This window comes from Edaphovirga cremea (genome assembly GCF_003332275.1).
Taxonomy (GTDB): Bacteria; Pseudomonadota; Gammaproteobacteria; order Enterobacterales; family Enterobacteriaceae; genus Edaphovirga; species Edaphovirga cremea.
Genome location: NZ_QOVA01000003.1, coordinates 350,382 through 367,777, shown reverse-complemented (window position 1 = coordinate 367,777; position 17,396 = coordinate 350,382). Strand labels below are relative to the sequence as shown.

Annotated in this window: 17 protein-coding genes; 9 read left to right on the top strand and 8 right to left on the bottom strand. The window is 50.6% G+C overall.

Going from position 1 to position 17,396, the window contains the following annotated elements:
- Window positions 1–40: 40 nt before the first annotated feature.
- On the bottom strand, window positions 41–805 hold the full coding sequence (gene pdhR, locus DRI82_RS06810; RefSeq protein ID WP_114192742.1) for a pyruvate dehydrogenase complex transcriptional repressor PdhR: 765 nt from the start codon (window positions 803–805) through the stop codon (window positions 41–43).
- Window positions 806–1,469: 664 nt separating this feature from the next.
- On the opposite strand from pdhR, the gene DRI82_RS06805 reads away from it, so the two are divergent.
- The gene (locus DRI82_RS06805) at window positions 1,470–2,825 is read left to right on the top strand and encodes an amino acid permease (protein WP_114192741.1); all 1,356 of its coding nucleotides are present in this window, start codon (window positions 1,470–1,472) and stop codon (window positions 2,823–2,825) included.
- Between the two features lie 314 nt (window positions 2,826–3,139).
- Here the strand turns inward: DRI82_RS06805 and ampE are convergent, their stop codons facing one another.
- Window positions 3,140–3,994, bottom strand: coding sequence for a beta-lactamase regulator AmpE (gene ampE / locus DRI82_RS06800; protein WP_114192740.1), 855 nt, complete (start codon window positions 3,992–3,994; stop codon window positions 3,140–3,142).
- A gap of 76 nt (window positions 3,995–4,070) precedes the next feature.
- Window positions 4,071–4,622, bottom strand: coding sequence for a 1,6-anhydro-N-acetylmuramyl-L-alanine amidase AmpD (gene ampD, locus DRI82_RS06795; protein ID WP_114192739.1), 552 nt, complete (start codon window positions 4,620–4,622; stop codon window positions 4,071–4,073).
- A gap of 93 nt (window positions 4,623–4,715) precedes the next feature.
- Between ampD and nadC the strand changes: the two genes are divergently transcribed.
- The 4 genes from nadC to hofC all read left to right on the top strand — a co-directional run bounded on the left by nadC (window position 4,716) and on the right by hofC (window position 8,936).
- The gene (gene nadC / locus DRI82_RS06790) at window positions 4,716–5,606 is read left to right on the top strand and encodes a carboxylating nicotinate-nucleotide diphosphorylase (protein WP_114192738.1); all 891 of its coding nucleotides are present in this window, start codon (window positions 4,716–4,718) and stop codon (window positions 5,604–5,606) included.
- A 231-nt stretch (window positions 5,607–5,837) separates the two neighbouring features.
- Window positions 5,838–6,281 carry a prepilin peptidase-dependent pilin gene (gene ppdD / locus DRI82_RS06785; protein ID WP_114192737.1) on the top strand — a complete coding sequence of 148 codons (444 nt, stop codon included), beginning with the start codon at window positions 5,838–5,840 and terminating at the stop codon, window positions 6,279–6,281.
- Window positions 6,282–6,286: 5 nt separating this feature from the next.
- Window positions 6,287–7,744, top strand: coding sequence for a type II secretion system protein GspE (gspE, locus tag DRI82_RS06780; RefSeq protein WP_114192736.1), 1,458 nt, complete (start codon window positions 6,287–6,289; stop codon window positions 7,742–7,744).
- Complete coding sequence (gene hofC, locus DRI82_RS06775) at window positions 7,737–8,936, top strand: protein transport protein HofC (RefSeq protein ID WP_114192735.1); 1,200 nt, start codon at window positions 7,737–7,739, stop codon at window positions 8,934–8,936. The genes gspE and hofC overlap by 8 nt, the downstream gene beginning before the upstream one ends.
- A gap of 90 nt (window positions 8,937–9,026) precedes the next feature.
- Here hofC and DRI82_RS06770 read toward each other — a convergent pair whose 3' ends face one another.
- Window positions 9,027–10,070, bottom strand: a complete 1,044-nt coding sequence (locus DRI82_RS06770; protein ID WP_114192734.1) for a GMP reductase — start codon at window positions 10,068–10,070, stop codon at window positions 9,027–9,029.
- A gap of 298 nt (window positions 10,071–10,368) precedes the next feature.
- On the opposite strand from DRI82_RS06770, the gene coaE reads away from it, so the two are divergent.
- Genes coaE through yacG form a run of 3 tightly spaced genes read left to right on the top strand, consistent with a single transcriptional unit; the run spans window position 10,369 to window position 11,947 of the window.
- The gene (gene coaE / locus DRI82_RS06765) at window positions 10,369–10,983 is read left to right on the top strand and encodes a dephospho-CoA kinase (RefSeq protein WP_114192733.1); all 615 of its coding nucleotides are present in this window, start codon (window positions 10,369–10,371) and stop codon (window positions 10,981–10,983) included.
- 5 nt (window positions 10,984–10,988) lie between these two features.
- Window positions 10,989–11,741, top strand: a complete 753-nt coding sequence (gene zapD / locus DRI82_RS06760; protein WP_114192732.1) for a cell division protein ZapD — start codon at window positions 10,989–10,991, stop codon at window positions 11,739–11,741.
- Window positions 11,742–11,752: 11 nt separating this feature from the next.
- Window positions 11,753–11,947 (top strand): DNA gyrase inhibitor YacG, encoded by a 195-nt coding sequence (yacG, locus tag DRI82_RS06755; RefSeq protein ID WP_114192731.1) that lies wholly within the window; start codon window positions 11,753–11,755, stop codon window positions 11,945–11,947.
- A gap of 101 nt (window positions 11,948–12,048) precedes the next feature.
- Here the strand turns inward: yacG and mutT are convergent, their stop codons facing one another.
- The 3 genes from mutT to secM all read right to left on the bottom strand — a co-directional run bounded on the left by mutT (window position 12,049) and on the right by secM (window position 15,847).
- Entirely contained in the window at window positions 12,049–12,435 is a 387-nt protein-coding gene (gene mutT / locus DRI82_RS06750; protein WP_114192793.1) for an 8-oxo-dGTP diphosphatase MutT, read from the bottom strand.
- Between the two features lie 87 nt (window positions 12,436–12,522).
- Window positions 12,523–15,237 carry a preprotein translocase subunit SecA gene (secA, locus tag DRI82_RS06745; RefSeq protein ID WP_114192730.1) on the bottom strand — a complete coding sequence of 905 codons (2,715 nt, stop codon included), beginning with the start codon at window positions 15,235–15,237 and terminating at the stop codon, window positions 12,523–12,525.
- Window positions 15,238–15,316: 79 nt separating this feature from the next.
- Window positions 15,317–15,847, bottom strand: coding sequence for a secA translation cis-regulator SecM (gene secM / locus DRI82_RS06740; RefSeq protein WP_114192729.1), 531 nt, complete (start codon window positions 15,845–15,847; stop codon window positions 15,317–15,319).
- A gap of 28 nt (window positions 15,848–15,875) precedes the next feature.
- Here secM and DRI82_RS06735 point away from each other — a divergent pair, with 28 nt between their 5' ends.
- Window positions 15,876–16,400 (top strand): DUF721 domain-containing protein, encoded by a 525-nt coding sequence (locus tag DRI82_RS06735; protein WP_114192728.1) that lies wholly within the window; start codon window positions 15,876–15,878, stop codon window positions 16,398–16,400.
- Between the two features lie 26 nt (window positions 16,401–16,426).
- Here DRI82_RS06735 and lpxC read toward each other — a convergent pair whose 3' ends face one another.
- Window positions 16,427–17,344 carry a UDP-3-O-acyl-N-acetylglucosamine deacetylase gene (gene lpxC / locus DRI82_RS06730; RefSeq protein ID WP_114192727.1) on the bottom strand — a complete coding sequence of 306 codons (918 nt, stop codon included), beginning with the start codon at window positions 17,342–17,344 and terminating at the stop codon, window positions 16,427–16,429.
- Between the last annotated feature and the right edge of the window lie 52 nt (window positions 17,345–17,396).

Sequence of the window (17,396 nt, the reverse complement as noted above, 5' to 3'; positions counted from 1 at the left end):
TTAAAACGAAAGCCCAGAGCCCTGGCTCCGTGATCCGTTTTTAATCCTTGCGTTGCTGGAGACGCCGCAGCGAACGTTCGCGACGGCTGTGTTCCCTACTGAGGTCCAGCAAAATTTCCTCAATAAACGCCAAGTGACGGTGTGAGGCTTCGCGGGCTTTTTCCGGCTCGCGTGCCACAATCGCCTCAAAAATCCCGGCGCGATGGTCGCTCACTTTTGCCAACATTTCACGGCGCGAGTAGAGCAATTCAAAATTCTGTTTCACGTTTTGTTCAAGCATAGGTCCCATGCAGCGTAAGAGGTGTAACAACACCACATTGTGCGCTGCTTCTGTGACCGCTATCTGATACTGCATGACCGCATCGGCTTCGGCATCCAAATCACCGCTGTCCTGGGCTGTTTGAATCACCAGGTGACAATCGCGTATGCGTGCCAAATCTTCGTCTGTGCCCCGTAACGCGGCATAATAGGCAGCGATGCCTTCAAGGGCATGGCGGGTTTCTAACAAGTCGAATTGTGATTCGGGATGATCGGCCAGGAGCTCTGCCAAGGGATCGCTGAAACTCTGCCACAGGTTGTTCTGAACAAAAGTGCCTCCCCCCTGACGGCGCAGGAGCAGCCCTTTAGCCTCCAGACGCTGGATAGCCTCTCTCAGAGAAGGTCGCGAAACATCGAACTGTTTCGCCAACTCACGCTCCGGGGGTAATTTTTCACCTGGACGCAAGGTGCCTTCAAGGATCAGATACTCCAGTTGCTGCTCAATCACATCTGATAATTTTGGCTGACGGATTTTGCTGTAGGCCATGAAAGTCTTCTCTGCGATTAGCCCGGAGTCAATTGGTAATACCAATTTCAAAAACGTGACGGTAAAGTAACAAAGTATTCACCTTCTGTCCATATCAGCCATGACGTAAATCATTAAACCCCGCACATTTTAACAAATGCACAGTGCCTTTATTGCAAGGTGATAACCGTACGTTGGTATTACCATTTCATGACAGGTTCAGGTTTTAACTTTATTGAAACGTATAAAAAGACAGGCTGAAGCGATCAACTTAATGAATAAATGAATAACAATTCATATTAATAAGTTTTGTATTCACACAGATTGAATAATCGTCAAAAGACTTATTTACAGATCGCTTGCCAACAGGTCAGACCTTTGGGGAATTGCACAGATTTTATGGGAAGGATCAAAATGTTTGCCGCTTGTCTTTTCCTGCGGCTTTCCAGTCTGATCACATTTTTCCCGATAACCGCATTAATTGCTTACTTGTTAAGCAATTCCTTTCATAAACAAGGTGCAAACTTCCCCGCTTAACACTATTCTGGCCGCAGCGGTAGCAGGCACGCTTATTTCGCCAAACTAAAACCGTAAAGAAACTAATACAAATCCTGTAATTATCACCTTACATCTGGCTATTTTGTCAGCAATCAAGGTGTTTTGCTCCACGACAGAGGATCAGTAAATGGATGGTCAAACAAAAAGTGCGGAGCTAAAGCGCGGGCTAAAGAACCGCCATATTCAGCTTATCGCCCTCGGTGGCGCGATAGGAACCGGGCTTTTTCTCGGGATTGCGCAGACGATAAAAATGGCAGGACCGTCCGTTCTGTTAGGTTACGCAATCGGTGGTTTTATCGCATTTCTCATTATGCGCCAGTTGGGTGAAATGGTCGTTGAGGAACCGGTAGCCGGGTCGTTCAGCCATTTTGCCTATAAATACTGGGGTGACTTTGCCGGCTTTGCTTCTGGTTGGAACTATTGGGTGCTGTATGTGCTGGTTGCCATGGCGGAATTGACGGCCGTGGGAATTTACGTTCAATACTGGTGGCCAGATATCCCAACCTGGGTCTCGGCAGCCATTTTCTTCGTCGCCATTAATGCCATAAACATGGCAAACGTCAGAGTTTATGGTGAGATGGAATTCTGGTTTGCCATCATTAAAGTCGTCGCCATCATCGGCATGATCGTATTCGGTGCGTGGTTACTGGCCAGTGGACAAGGTGGCCCTGAAGCGTCAGTCACCAACCTTTGGGCGCAGGGTGGCTTCTTCCCGAACGGAATCACCGGCCTGGTCATGGCGATGGCGGTTATCATGTTCTCCTTCGGCGGCCTCGAACTGGTCGGCATCACGGCGGCAGAAGCCGATAATCCAGAGTACAGCATCCCTAAAGCCACCAATCAGGTCATCTACCGTATCCTGATTTTCTACATTGGTTCACTGGCAATTCTGCTGTCACTCTACCCGTGGGGCAAAGTTGTTGAGGGCGGAAGCCCATTCGTGCTGATTTTCCATGCGCTGGACAGTAATCTCGTCGCCACCATCCTCAATATCGTGGTATTGACGGCAGCGCTGTCTGTCTATAACAGTTGCGTTTACTGCAACAGCCGCATGTTGTTTGGACTGGCAAAACAAGGCAACGGCCCAAAAGCGTTGCTGAAAGTAGATCGTCGCGGTGTCCCTATGGTTGCCATCGCGTTTTCCGCTCTGGCAACAGCACTTTGTGTGGTGATCAACTATGTGATGCCAGGCAAGGCCTTTGAACTGCTGATGGCTTTGGTGGTATCTGCGCTGGTGATTAACTGGGCGATGATCAGTTTGGCCCATCTGCGTTTCCGTGCAGCAAAACGCCGTGAGGGTATCGAACCCAAATTCAAAGCGTTCTGGTATCCTTTCAGCAACTATTTGTGCCTGTCATTCATGGCGGGTATTCTGGTCATCATGTATCTGACACCCGGTATCCAGATTTCTGTGCTACTGATCCCCGTCTGGATCGTGATATTGGGTATTGGTTATATGTTTACCCATAAAAAAACCGCATAAACGGACAGTTTTGCGCGAAAAATCATTTACCTATCGATGATAACTTATCTAAACCCGGACTAAAATCCGGGTTTATTCTTTTAAAATCAAACAAATAATTCTTACTCCCTTTCAATGCAGCAATGCTTTCTTCTCAAAGCAATTCTTATCAATCATGGAGAGTAGTCGATGGAGAGTCGTGCTGTATTGAGTGAAGCACCTATTGATGCACTGTAAAACATTCTGAAATCAGCAAACCGTAAACAAAAAAAGAGCCGTCATTCCCATGGGAACCCGGCTCTTTTCAGTTGCATCCACCAAGACTGATTCGGTAGTTAAATCAGCGTACCATAGATGGTGAGGATCGCCACCACCACCAGAATAATCATGGTCACTTTTTTGGCCAGCGCGACCGCAGCACGCGGCGTTTGTACTGCGTCGAGATGCGGCTCCCGCGATAATGAGAACTGTGCCAGACGTGTCAGCACCTGATATTGCGGCGTATGGCGATCGGCCAAGGAGGCAAACCAGGCAGGAAGTGCGCGCTCGCCGTGACCAATTAGCGCATAGGCCACACCCACCAGCCGAACCGGAATCCAATCCAGCAGATGCAAAATGGCGTCGATTCCAGACTGCGAGCGAATCAGGGGCGTTGCATGCCTCGCCAGCCAGGTTTGGTAAGCGCGCAGAAACGCGTAACCCGCCAACGCGATCGGACCGTAAAATCCACAGACGACGAACCAGAACAGCGGGGCCAGATAGTAACGAAAGTTAATCCACAGCAATGCGTTCTGCAACTCACGCAGCCGTTGCTCTTCGGTGCATTCCACCGGCAAACCATGGATGAGTGCCAGCTCTTCCGATAATTGATCGCTGGCCTGGCGATCGCCCTGCCGCGCCGCCTTGAGATAGGCGCGGTAATGTCGACGTATGCTGCCCGCACCAACGCAGAGCAAGCAGATAACGACCCACATCAATAACTGCAAAACGCCGAAAAACAGGCCGTGTACGACCCACAACACCCCCCAGACAATGGCCATCCAAACCACTGTCATCAGCAGCGTGCGGGAGAACGAGGCGCTATGCCCCCGACTGAATACCACTTCAAAACGGTGATCCAGTTGCCAGTGATCTCCTAGCTTGAACAGGCGTTCCCAGGCTAAAACCAGCAATAACGTAAACAGCGTCATTGTCTTTTACACTCCCTTTTCTTAGTCGCCATCTGAGCGGTTAAACAGGATCCATCGGTAAGCAGCCAAAATATTCCTACGGTCTGCGTTCAATCAATGAAAGGCGGTAGCGCGGCCAATCAAATGCCGGACCAGGGTCAGTTTTACGTCCCGGCGCAATATCGCTATGGCCAGTAATGTTCTCTAAAGTAATAGGATAGTAGCCAATTAACAACTCACTGATATCGATCAAGCTCCGATACTGAACATCGGTAAAGGGTAATATGTCAGTTCCTTCCAACTCGATGCCAATAGAGAAGTCATTACAGCGTTCACGTCCCTTCCATTGGGATACGCCAGCATGCCACGCCCGCTTATCAAAAGGTACGTATTGCACAATTTCACCGTCCCGACGAATCAGGCAATGGGCGGCAACGCGCAAATGGCAGATCTCGGCAAAGAAAGGGTGATCTTCGGGATCCAACGTACCGGTAAATAATTGATCAATATAGGGGCCACCAAATTCGCCCGGTGGCAGGCTGATATTATGCACCACCAGCAATGAGGGGGACTCATCCTCTGGGCGAAGATCGCAATGGGGTGACTCCACCCTTCTTACACCCATAATCCAGCCATTCTCTAACTGCATGACTTACCTCTTTTTCGTGCTCCGGTGGTACTTATGACGCCAACAGGGTAGCATGTTTGGACTCACATATTATCCGTCCTTTCGGAGTTTGCCATGCCGACACGCAGCTACAGTGCGGACACCCGTCGCATTGAGTTACTTGAACGTATCCAGAATGATATCCCCTTTATTGTTGCCCAGGCATTACGGGAAGATCTCGGCGGTGAAGTTGACGCCGAACGTGACCTGACCGCGCAACTGCTGCCTGCTGATAAACAGGCCAGCGCAACCGTGATTACCCGCGAAGACGGTATTTTTTGTGGCGAACGCTGGATGAATGAAGTCTTCATTCAGTTGGGCAATAAGGTTACGGTCAAGTGGCATGTTAAAGACGGCGATCCTGTGGTTGCCAACCAGACGCTGTGCGAACTTGCCGGTTCCGCTCGCGTTTTGCTGACCGGGGAGCGCACCGCCCTGAATTTCGTGCAGACCCTTTCTGGCGTAGCCACTGAAGTCAGTCACTATGTCGCGTTGCTTGAAGGGACTAAAACGCGCCTGCTGGATACACGTAAAACCCTGCCTGGCCTGCGTACCGCACTCAAGTATGCCGTACTTTGCGGCGGAGGCAGCAACCATCGCCTTGGCTTGGCAGACGCTTTCCTGATTAAAGAAAATCACATTATCGCGTCGGGATCGATCAAACAGGCGGTAGAGAAAGCGTTCTGGTTGCGTGCTGATGTGCCTGTTGAAGTCGAAGTTGAGACATTGGATGAATTGCAACAGGCGCTCGATGCCTCGGCTGACATCATTATGCTCGATAATTTCAGCGTCGAGATGATGCGCGCTGCTGTAGCGCTCACCCAAGGCCGTGCCAAACTCGAAGTGTCTGGCAACGTCACAGAAAAAACATTGCGTGAATTTGCTGAAACAGGCGTTGACTACATTTCTGTCGGCGCTTTGACCAAACATATTCGCGCAATGGATTTATCGATGCGCTTTAAGTAGTCCGTTCCCGCCCCTTGAACAATGTTTAGGGGGCAGTTTCCTGATCTTGCATTTTCCTGGTTTCTTCTCTTCCCCCCGTTAAAGTTGCGTAGCTGCGCACAACGCCTGTGCAATACGCAGTCACCCATTATTTTATTCCCGAGCCTTGCCGACACGACGGTATTTGCTGCTGGCGACGCCCGGCCATCTTCCTTATTTTTCTGCCACATCCATTTTGCCAGAGAGAAAGGAATGCACAGACAATCAGGATTTACCTTAATTGAGCTAATGGTGGTGATTGCCATCATTGCCATCCTCAGCGCCATTGGCATTCCCGCTTATCAGAGTTATATCCAGAAAGCGGCAATGACTGACATGCTTCAGGCCATGATGCCCTACAAAACGGCTGTAGAACTTTGTGCAATCGATCAGGGTGATCTGGGCGGTTGTAATGGCGGCAGCCAAAATATTCCCGAGACGAAATCCACCCGCTACGTCAGCGATATTCAGGTTACCAACGGTGTCATTATTCTGCTTGGACAGCAGGCATTGAACGGCCTGACTGTCACCATGACGCCCATTGCAGACAGTAACGCAGGCGGTCTGATCTGGAGCCGCGTATGCAGCGCCAGTTCAGGCTCGGCAGAGATGGTGAGCGCCTGCGAGGATGTATTCCGCTTTGGCGAAGAGGAGTGATGTCAATGGGCGCCATAAACGGTGAAGTTCAACAAATTTCCCCATCGCTGCAACTGCTTTGCCAGCGTTATCAGGCGCTGGCAGTGTCCGCTGACCAAAACACGCTGACCGTTGCGTCGGCAGTGGAACTCCCAGAAGAGCTATTCTCGACCCTGCGTTTTGCCAGTGGCTTGAAAATTGTGACTGTACGCTGGCCAACTGCGCAACTGGAACAGGCTCTCGAAGCGAGTCGTTCCACAAGGTCATCCTTACCCACTCAGGGCGCAGATAACGCTTCGCATGAACCCATGGATTCGCTAAGTGAGGAGAGTGAAACGCCTGTCGTGCAGTTTATCAATCAGACACTGAAGTTGGCGATACAGCGCCGGGCATCAGATATCCATTTCGAACCCTACCAGCACAGTTATCGGGTTCGTCTGCGTATTGATGGTGTATTGCAGGAAGTGACCCCACCCCCTCCCGGTCTGGCAAACCGGGTTAGTGCACGCTTGAAGATTATGGGGAAACTGAATGTGGCAGAGCGGCGTCTGCCACAGGATGGTCAACTCTCGCTATTACTGGAAAAACAGAGTTACTCCATGAGGATATCGTCACTTCCCACTACCTATGGTGAGAAAATCGTCCTGCGGATCCTGCAATCAACTCAGCAGAGTCTCGATATCGGGCAATTGGGTTTTTCAGCAATCGCAGTAAATCGTTATTTGCAGGCGCTGGACAGTCCTCAGGGATTGATTCTGGTCACTGGTCCTACGGGTAGCGGAAAAACCATCACGCTCTATAGCGGCCTGAAATATCTGAACTGTATTCAGCGCAATATCTGTAGCGTGGAGGATCCAGTTGAAATTCCTGTGCCAGGGATTAATCAGACGCAAATAAACACCAAAGCCGAACTCAGTTTTGCACGGGTTCTGCGAGCGTTACTGCGCCAGGATCCTGACGTGATCATGGTGGGAGAAATCCGGGATGCAGAAACAGCCGAGATCGCCGTTAAAGCCGCGCAGACCGGACATCTGGTGCTTTCAACCCTGCATACCAATTCAACAGCCGAGACGCTGATCCGCTTGAACCAGATGGGAATCGCCGGTTACCTGATTGCCTCATGTCTACGGTTGGTGATTGCACAACGACTCGTTCGTCGGCTTTGCCAACACTGTCGTGAACAGACCGAAGAGTTCATTCTGATTGATCCCCAACTCTGGCCCGCCCCCTTTCGCCCATGGAAGGCCATCGGCTGTAGCCACTGCTTTTCAGGCTATTATGGTCGTACCGGGTTATATGAAATGCTCATTGTAGATGCTGAGATTCAGCAAGCCTTGGTCGCCGGAGCCAGCAGCACAGAGCTTAATACGATTGCACGCCAACAAGGTCAGCAATCACTGCTGACAGCGGGACTAGCGCTGGCCGAGCAAGGTATTACCTCTCTGGAAGAGGTCTATCGCGTGGTCGGGAGCCAGCTTGAATAAGGTGCGGCTTTATCGGTGGCAGGCACTGGACACGCAGGGGCAAATCCGTGACGGCGAGATGATCGCCACCGCAAAAGATGCGGTTTTTCAGCACCTGTTTCAGGAGGGCCTGCAACCGCTGTCAGTGAGATTCAACCAGCGCCTAACCGCGAGTTATTGGCGAACCGACGATTTGATTGTGTTATTCCGCCAACTTGCCACATTGCTACAGGCCGGGCTGCCTCTGGTGAACGCGCTGACCTTGCTGGCAAGCGAACACCATCGCCCAGGTTGGCGCTGCCTTCTGCGAGAGGTTACCCAGCAGATCGCGCAAGGACGCCCCTTCTCTACGGTGATTGCTGAGCATCCAACGGTATTTCCCAATATCTATCGTCAGGTCATTGAGATTGGGGAACTTACCGGGAAACTGGATGACTGCTGCCAACAGTTGGCCTTGTTGCAAGAGCGGCAACAGCAGTTGCATAAAACGGTAAAGAAAGCCGTACGCTATCCCATGATTGTTTGCGTGATTGCCCTGCTGGTTAGCCTCTTGATGCTGACGCTGGTATTACCCGAGTTTGCCCGTATTTACGACTCTTTTGATGCCCCGTTGCCCTGGTTCACCCTGGCACTCATGGCTTTTTCAGACTGGCTTATTGCAAAGGGTCCCTGGTGTGTGGCGGCAATAATTATTGCGGTGGTGATATACATGAAACGCTGCCATCCACAGCCCCACTGGCAGTTTCGCGAACAGACATTATTATTGGCCGTGCCGCTGATATCCCGACTGATCTGCGGTGGCTGTCTGACGCAAATATTTCAGACATTGGCGATGACCCAGCAGGCGGGACTTAACCTGATTACCGGACTGCAAGCTGCCGCCCTGTCTATCAACAACCGCTGCTTCCGGCAGGCAATTAATGAAATACAGCATCAGGTCACGCAAGGTATTCCGCTGCACCAGGCTTTGGCTAAACAACACCTCTTTCCGCCCCTATGTCAGCAACTGATACGGATAGGCGAAGAATCAGGTGCGCTGGACACGTTGCTGGCTCGCCTTGCCCATTGGAATGAACAGCAAACCTATCAACTGGCAGAAGGGCTGGCTCAAACGCTGGAACCGATAATGATGCTGATCGTCGGAGGATTGGTCGGTGGGCTGGTGATTGCCATGTATTTGCCTATTTTTCAGTTAGGCAGTGTGATGGGGTAATGCAGACTTTTTTTACGAAGAGGTAAAAAAGCAGGATGAACGCGTGCCACCCTGCTGTTGCTCATACCGAAATCCGGTTGTTGCAAAAAATCAATTGCTACCGAAAGTACGGTTTTCTTGTTCAGCGACACGGATAAAAGTGGTGCGCTTGGTCAGTTCCTTCAGGCGTTCAGCACCTACATAGGTACAAGCCGAACGCAGGCCACCATGGATATCACGCACGGTATTTTCTACCGGGCCACGCAACGGTAACTTGACCGTTTTACCTTCGGCAGCACGGTATTCTGCCACACCGCCGACGTGACGTTTCATCGCCGACTCAGAACTCATGCCATAGAACAGCATGAATCGTGCGCCATTCTCTTCAACGATAGTACCTTCACACTCTTCATGACCGGCCAGCATTCCTCCCAACATAACGAAGTCTGCTCCACCGCCAAATGCTTTTGCCACGTCTCCAGGCACAGCACAACCGCCATCACTGACGATCTGACCGCCCAACCCGTGCGCGGCATCCGCGCATTCGATAACCGCAGACAGTTGTGGGTAGCCCACGCCGGTTTTGACTCGGGTAGTACAAACAGAACCAGGACCAATGCCTACTTTTACAATGTCAGCGCCGGAAAGGATCAGTTCTTCCACCATTTCGCCCGTCACAACGTTACCCGCGCAGATCACTTTGTCCGGGCAGGCTTCACGCGCTTTTTGCAGGAAGGCAACGAAATGTTCCGAGTAACCGTTGGCGACATCAATACAGATGAATTTCAGCGACGGGGAGAGCGCCAGAATTTTCTTCATTTTGTCGAAATCCGCCGGGGAGGTGCCCGTGGAAACCATGACGTGACGCATTACATCTTCAGATGCATCACGGACAAACGCGGCCCACTGCTCAACGGTGTAATGCTTGTGCACTGCCGTCAACATATCGAAGGAGGCCAGAACTTCAGCCATGCGGAAGGTGCCCACTGTATCCATATTAGCAGCGATAATCGGTACGCCCGACCATTTCCATCCTGAATGCTTGAAGCTAAAACTACGCTCAAGCTCCACTTCCGAACGGCTTTTCAACGTCGAACGCTTAGGACGAATCAACACATCTTTAAAGCCTAATTTCAAATCTTCTTCAATACGCATGACAATATGTCCTGGTTTGTGGCGACGGATCGCAAGGGTTGTGATCGGGTATTTTTAAGCCATTCCCAGTGACGCTATCATACGCATGAATATTCCCACTACAAGACTGCGATTTCGTCTTTTTTTAGGCTACAATCACACAAGTTTACCTGTAATAATCATGCTGTGATCCGCCTCACCTCTGCCATACTCTGTTTACTTTTACGCCTCGGCAATAGCAAAAACTCCCGGGTTGGTGGCTTGCACTTCCAGGCGATCTCTTTATGATTCACCTATTCTTTTTATCGAGAGCTACGACATGAGTTTCATCGTTGCACTGACAGGCGGTATTGGCAGTGGAAAAAGTACGGTGGCCGATGCCTTCGAGAAAAAGGGGATCAGGGTCGTTGATGCGGATATCATTGCCCGTCAGGTTGTGGCAGCAGGCAGTCCGGCACTGTTCTCTATCGCGCAACGATTTGGTCAAGAGATGATTCAGGCTGATGGAACATTGAATCGCGGCCTGCTGAGGCAAAAAATATTCAGTGATACCAATGAAAAACAATGGATTAATCAGCTTCTGCACCCATTGATTCATGCTGAAACCCAGCGGCAAATAAAGGCAGCAACTACGCCTTATGTTTTATGGGTGGTGCCATTACTGGTCGAAAATGGATTACAAGATCGCGCGGATCGCGTACTTGTGGTGGATGTGGATAAGGATACCCAACTCTCCCGGACAATAGCCCGTGACGGCGTCAGCCGCCAGCAGGCGGAAAGTATTCTTGCAGCACAGGTTACTCGCGAACAGCGCCTGGCTTGTGCTGATGACATTATTGATAATAGCGGTGATGCGAGTGAAATCGAGCCGCGTGTTGCTGCCCTGCATGACCGTTATTTACAGCTTGCCGCGTCAGCAACCAGACAGGATTAACAAAAATGAGTGATGTTTCCACCACTGTTCTCTTTGAACATCCCTTAAATGAGAAAATGCGTACCTGGTTGCGTATTGAATTTTTACTGCAACAGTTACATCGCCATCCAATCCTGGAAGATATCGCCACTGCCCTGACTTTTTTTCGTACTGTTTCCGATCTGTTGGATGTCCTCGAACGGGGTGAAGTCCGTACGGACTTGCTGAAAGAGTTAGAGCGTCAACAACAGAAACTTCGGCTTTGGGCGGATGTTCCGGGTGTCGATATGGAGCGGGTGGAAGGTCTGCGCCGCACGCTCAAAGAGCGGGCCGCAGTGCTGATGTCTGCACCGCGTATGGGGCAAGGACTTAAGGAGGATCGGTTGATTGCACTGGTTAAGCAGCGTCTGAGCATTCCTGGCGGTTGCTGTAGTTTCGATCTTCCAACGTTGCATATGTGGATGCATGTACCTCAATCCGAGCGGGATAAGCAGGTTCAAATCTGGCTTGAGAGCCTCGCGCCACTGAATCAGTCACTCACCATGGTTCTCGATCTGGTTCGCCAGTCCGGTCAATTCCATAATCAGACCAGTCTGAATGGATTCTTTCAGGACAATGCCGAGGGAGCCGATCTGCTGCGTTTGCGCATTTCGCTGGAGCACCAGCTTTATCCGCAAGTGTCTGGACACAAGACCCGTTACGCAATTCGCTTTTTGCATTTAGACAGTGAACGCGGCCAGGTTCCTGCTCGTCTGACCTTTGAACTGGCCTGTTGTTAAGGAGATAAGAAATGGATATTGAAGATACCGTCGTTAATTGCCCGACCTGTGGTACTTCCGTCGTGTGGGGGAAACAGAGTCCGTATCGCCCTTTCTGCTCCAAACGTTGCCAGTTGATCGATTTGGGTGAATGGGCTGATGAGGAAAAACGTATCCCAAGCAGTGGGGAAATCAACGAACTTGATGAATGGAGCGACGAGGAATAATCCCACTCATCATCTTCCCATTTTTAATCAATAGGATGCGATAGCAGGTTAGTTCCCGCTATCGCCATAGCACTAACTCACCATACTGCCTACCTGCCGCACTACGCCTGTAATAATTCGATGATGCTTGCGTTGGCTGGTGGGAATTCGTCGGCATTCAGCTCAGCTTGATTAATCCATCGCATCGGTTGTCCTTCGCGGCCAAAAGGTTCACCTTCCCACTCTTCCACCATAAAGAAATAGAGAGTGACAACCCGGTCATCAAACTGATGTTCTACCGTACTCAGCGGCAAAGGACTGAGTGCATTGATACCCGTCTCTTCATACAATTCGCGGATTAATGCCTGCTCTGGCGTTTCACCCACTTCAACTTTACCACCAGGAAATTCCCAAAATCCTGCCATATGCGACGATGCCATGCGCTGGGTAATGAAAATCTCTTTCTGCGGGTTGCGAATGATCCCGACTGCAATCTGCAAGTGTTTCAAAGCCATGATTTTTTCCCGTAAAAAAGGGCGGTGATAAACCGCCCTTGATATGTCATTGTCTGAAATTACTGCTAGATCAATACCACGTTATTTCTGCAAACGACCGTGACATTGCTTGTACTTTTTACCGGAACCGCATGGGCAAGGATCGTTACGACCCACCTTGCGATCGGCTCGCGCTGGCGCATTCGGATCGCGATCATCCAACAGTGACGGCTCTTCCTGATGACTCAGTTGCTGCTGACGGGCCAAACGCTCCGCCTCTTCACGACGTTGCTGTTCGAGCGCTTCAACCTCTTCCGGCATCCGCACCTGAACTTTGCTCAATACGCTGATCACTTCGTACTTCAGTGACTCCAGCATGGCAGCAAACATGGAGAATGACTCGCGCTTGTATTCCTGCTTAGGATCTTTCTGCGCATAACCACGCAGGTGGATGCCCTGACGCAAGTAATCCATCGCGGCAAGATGCTCTTTCCACAATGAATCCAGCGTTTGCAGCATTACGCCTTTTTCGAAGTTACGCATCATTTCGACGCCGACGACTTCTTCTTTACGCTGATAAACTTCGATGGATTGCTGCAGAATACGTTCACGCAGCGTTTCTTCATGCAATTGCGGTTCTTTATCCAGCCATTCAGCAACTGGCATGTCGAGATCGAAATCTGCCTTCAGGCGCTGTTCGAGACCAGGAACATCCCACATTTCTTCCAGGGATTGCGGCGGAATATAGGTATCCAGCACGACTTTAAAGACATCCTCGCGAATACTGTTAATCGTTTCACTAACATCAGAAACATCAAGCAGTTCATTACGTTGCGAGTAGATAGCACGACGTTGATCGTTAGCCACATCATCGTATTCCAGCAATTGCTTACGAATATCAAAGTTGCGGCTTTCCACTTTACGCTGCGCATTGGCAATGGCTTTGGTTACCCATGGATGCTCAATCGCTTCACCCGGTTTCATACCCAGTTTACGCATCATGCCAGAAACGCGATCCGAGGCGAAAATACGCATCAGGGCATCTTCCATTGACAGGTAGAAGCGTGAAGAACCGGCGTCACCCTGACGACCTGAACGACCACGTAATTGGTTATCGATACGGCGTGATTCATGACGCTCAGTACCAATGATATGCAGACCACCGGATTTGAGGACTGCATCATGACGCACCTGCCATGCCGCTTTGATTGCCGCGATCTGCTCTTCTGTCGGCTCTTCGAGTTCAGCGATTTCTACCTGCCAGCTACCACCCAACACGATATCGGTACCACGACCGGCCATGTTGGTGGCGATAGTGACAGCGCATGGTTGACCAGCTTGCGAAACGATCTCCGCTTCTTTGGCGTGGAATTTGGCGTTCAGGACGCTATGCTTGATACCGGCTTTATCCAGCTCGCGAGATACCACTTCGGATTTTTCAATCGAAATCGTCCCCACCAGAACAGGCTGGCCGTTTGCAGTACATGCCTTGATATCTTCAATGATTGCGCCAATCTTTTCCATTTCGGTCATATAGACCAGATCAGGCAGATCTTTACGCACCATCGGACGGTTGGTTGGCACAACGATAGTGTCGAGCTTATAAATAGAACTGAATTCAAACGCTTCGGTATCTGCTGTACCGGTCATACCGGCCAGTTTTTCATACAGGCGGAAGTAGTTCTGGAAGGTAATCGAGGCCAGCGTCTGGTTCTCGTTTTGGATCTCCACACCTTCTTTCGCTTCAACAGCCTGATGCAAACCATCAGACCAGCGACGCCCCTGCATGGTACGGCCAGTGTGCTCATCAACGATGATGACTTCGCCATCTTTAACAATGTAGTCAACATCACGGGTAAACAACACGTGCGCGCGCAATGCCGCAGTAACGTGATGCATCAGCATTATGTTGGTTGGTGAATAGAGAGACTCACCCTCTTCCATAATCCCGGCTTCCATCAGTAACTCTTCGATCAGAATCAGGCCGCGTTCGGTCAGGTTAACCTGGCGTGATTTTTCATCTACCGAGAAGTGACCTTCGCCGTGGAACGTTTCAGAGTCTTCTTTTTCCTGGCGAATAAGCTTGGGAATCAACTTATTAACCTTGATATACATATCTGAGCTGTCTTCAGCTGGGCCAGAGATGATCAATGGGGTACGCGCTTCATCGATCAGAATGGAGTCGACCTCATCCACCAACGCATAGTGCAGTTTACGCTGAACACGCTCTTCAGGGCTGAACGCCATGTTGTCACGCAGGTAGTCAAAACCATACTCGTTGTTCGTACCGTAGGTTATGTCGGCTGCGTAGGCTGCGCGTTTTGCCGGGGCGGGCATACCTGGCAGGTTGATGCCAATGCTCAAGCCGAGGAATTCAAACAGTGGACGGTTATTTTCAGCATCGCGCTGAGCCAGATAATCGTTGACGGTAACGACGTGTACGCCCCTGCCGCTCAACGCATTCAGATACGCGGGCAGAGTTGCCGTCAGGGTTTTACCTTCACCGGTACGCATTTCCGCGATGCAGCGATCGTTCAGAACCATACCGCCGAGCAACTGCACGTCAAAGTGACGCATGCCAAATACACGTTTACTGGCTTCACGCACGACAGCAAAAGCCTCAGGAATAAGACTCTCTACCGATGCGCCTTTTTCCAGACGAGCGCGGAATTCATCGGTCTTGGCCTGAAGCTGCTCATCAGAAAGCGCCTCATATTCTGGCTCCAGACGATTGATTAATTCTACCGCTTTGCTCATACGGCGCAGAGTACGGTCATTACGGCTACCAAATACTTTGGTTAATAGTTTGATTAACATAATTCTTAATATCTCTTACGAGACCGCGTCTTCGCAGTCACTATTCTGTTGATTTTGGAGGAATCCAAAGGAATTAATGTCAGCTTAAAGACAACGGTCCGGCGCGGATGCCCTGAACCTGGGCCAGCCAGAGGCCGGGCTGGTGATGGGCGAATGAGACTCGGACACGCTGTAGGGTGTGGCGAATGATGGTCGGCGGTTTAGGCTCATGCGTGAGTAACGCATTCAGCGTAGCAAGTAAAGCAAGCTGCTGAACATGAAGAGGTTCTTCATTCTCAACCTTGGCTTCCTGCACGACGGTGTACGCCGTTTGCGGTGCGAGAGCAAAAGAAAGGTGGCGAATTACTGTGCGAATGGCATGCTGGTGCCAATAGTCCACACTGAAAGAGGGGCGGCGATGAGCTTCCTGCAACAATGCCAGACTATTAAAGACTGTACTGCCATTGTTCTGGCGGTTTAGACTCGCGGACGTACTCGGCAGTGCTGACTGATCCGGTGCACCGGACATGTTTGACGGCACGCCAAGACTCGCCGCGACCATCCCCAAAAGGAGATGCGGCCAGAAATAACGTCTGCCAAATTGTCGCCAACGATTTAGAATACCAATCACGAGTTTAGAATCCGCCGGAGCTCAGTCAATGCGTGATAGCCGCCCACAATTATTAGATGTCCTGTTCGACGATGCAGCTTCGGCTGACCAGAGCCCGTTACGTATCGTTCAACAGCGAGCCGAAGCGTTGTTAAAGCTTAACCGGGCTGTAAGAGGGCTTTTGCCTTCTCAATTACATCCCTGGTGTCGGGTCGCCAATTATCGACAGGGTGTTTTAGTGCTGGAAACGGCTAATGCCAGTTGGATGATGCGCTTACGCTACGAGCAACCCGCCCTGTTATCCGCACTTAGATCGCAAATATTACCATCATTGTCATCAATCGACATCAGGATTAATCCATCGTTGATGGCAAAAGCGGATGCACTTGTGCAGAATGCCGCAAAAACCGCCACTGACAGCGCAGATACCACGAAAATGCGCCACCTTAGTCAGCAGAGTGCGGATGAATTACGGGGTTTGGCAAGCAGAAGTCCGGAGAGATTGCGCAAGGCATTAGAACGACTGGCTGCATTGGCCGGAGAGAGTGCCAACCCAACCAGTCGTGATAAATAACTGCTGTATTAATAACTACTGTATCGTTATGCCAATACTGTTGACGGGGCTTTGAACGCCAGAGGCAGTTCTGCTTCGTCCTGGAATGTTGCAAATTCCCAGGCTTCTTGCTTAGCCAATACCGCTTGCAGCAACTTGTTATTCAACGCATGGCCAGATTTGAACGCAGTAAATGCGCCAATAATGTTATGCCCACACATGAACAGGTCGCCAATGGCATCCAGCATTTTGTGACGTACGAACTCGTCTTCAAAACGCAGGCCATCTTCATTCAGAACGCGGTAATCGTCTACAACAATGGCGCAATCGAAACTACCGCCCAGGCACAAACCGCGGGACTGCAGGTATTCGATATCACGCATGAATCCGAAAGTACGCGCGCGACTAATCTGGCTGACGAACGAAGCGGCAGAAAAGTTCAGGAAATAGCGCTGTGTACTTGCATCAATCGCCGGGTGGTTAAAGTCGATAGTAAAGTCCAGGCTAAAACCGTTGAACGGTGCCAGCTCAGCCCATTTATCGCCATCTTCCACGCGTACAGCCTGCTTAAGCCGTAAGAATTTTTTTGCTGAACTCAGCTCTTCGATGCCCGCGTCCAGTAACAGATAGACAAAGGGGGCCGCGCTGCCGTCCATGATTGGCACTTCTGGGGCATCAACTTCAATAACAATGTTATCGATGCCTAACCCTGCCAACGCAGCGTTAAGGTGCTCAACCGTTGAAATACGCACGTCATGCTCATTGACGAGGCAGGTACAGAGCATGGTATCACGCACGGATTTTGCATCTGCCGGGAAATCAACCGGTGGATTCAAGTCAGTGCGACGATAGATGACCCCGGTATTGGCCGGTGCTGGGCGCAAAGTCAGGGAGACCTTTTTGCCGGTATGCAAACCGACACCCGTCGCCTGAACAATACGTTTTAATGTACGTTGTTTGATCATCGTTTCATCTCGCAATGTTATCCATCCTACCGACCCAAGCTTACACTAAGGT

What these genes read in the sequence shown, in the direction of transcription:
- pdhR (WP_114192742.1), bottom strand. Translation starts at nt 805, where the DNA reads ATGGCCTACAGCAAAATCCGTCAGCCAAAATTATCAGATGTGATTGAG.
- DRI82_RS06805 (WP_114192741.1), top strand. Translation starts at nt 1,470, where the DNA reads ATGGATGGTCAAACAAAAAGTGCGGAGCTAAAGCGCGGGCTAAAGAAC.
- ampE (WP_114192740.1), bottom strand. Translation starts at nt 3,994, where the DNA reads ATGACGCTGTTTACGTTATTGCTGGTTTTAGCCTGGGAACGCCTGTTC.
- ampD (WP_114192739.1), bottom strand. Translation starts at nt 4,622, where the DNA reads ATGCAGTTAGAGAATGGCTGGATTATGGGTGTAAGAAGGGTGGAGTCA.
- nadC (WP_114192738.1), top strand. Translation starts at nt 4,716, where the DNA reads ATGCCGACACGCAGCTACAGTGCGGACACCCGTCGCATTGAGTTACTT.
- ppdD (WP_114192737.1), top strand. Translation starts at nt 5,838, where the DNA reads ATGCACAGACAATCAGGATTTACCTTAATTGAGCTAATGGTGGTGATT.
- gspE (WP_114192736.1), top strand. Translation starts at nt 6,287, where the DNA reads ATGGGCGCCATAAACGGTGAAGTTCAACAAATTTCCCCATCGCTGCAA.
- DRI82_RS06770 (WP_114192734.1), bottom strand. Translation starts at nt 10,070, where the DNA reads ATGCGTATTGAAGAAGATTTGAAATTAGGCTTTAAAGATGTGTTGATT.
- coaE (WP_114192733.1), top strand. Translation starts at nt 10,369, where the DNA reads ATGAGTTTCATCGTTGCACTGACAGGCGGTATTGGCAGTGGAAAAAGT.
- zapD (WP_114192732.1), top strand. Translation starts at nt 10,989, where the DNA reads ATGAGTGATGTTTCCACCACTGTTCTCTTTGAACATCCCTTAAATGAG.
- yacG (WP_114192731.1), top strand. Translation starts at nt 11,753, where the DNA reads ATGGATATTGAAGATACCGTCGTTAATTGCCCGACCTGTGGTACTTCC.
- secA (WP_114192730.1), bottom strand. Translation starts at nt 15,237, where the DNA reads ATGTTAATCAAACTATTAACCAAAGTATTTGGTAGCCGTAATGACCGT.
- DRI82_RS06735 (WP_114192728.1), top strand. Translation starts at nt 15,876, where the DNA reads ATGCGTGATAGCCGCCCACAATTATTAGATGTCCTGTTCGACGATGCA.
- lpxC (WP_114192727.1), bottom strand. Translation starts at nt 17,344, where the DNA reads ATGATCAAACAACGTACATTAAAACGTATTGTTCAGGCGACGGGTGTC.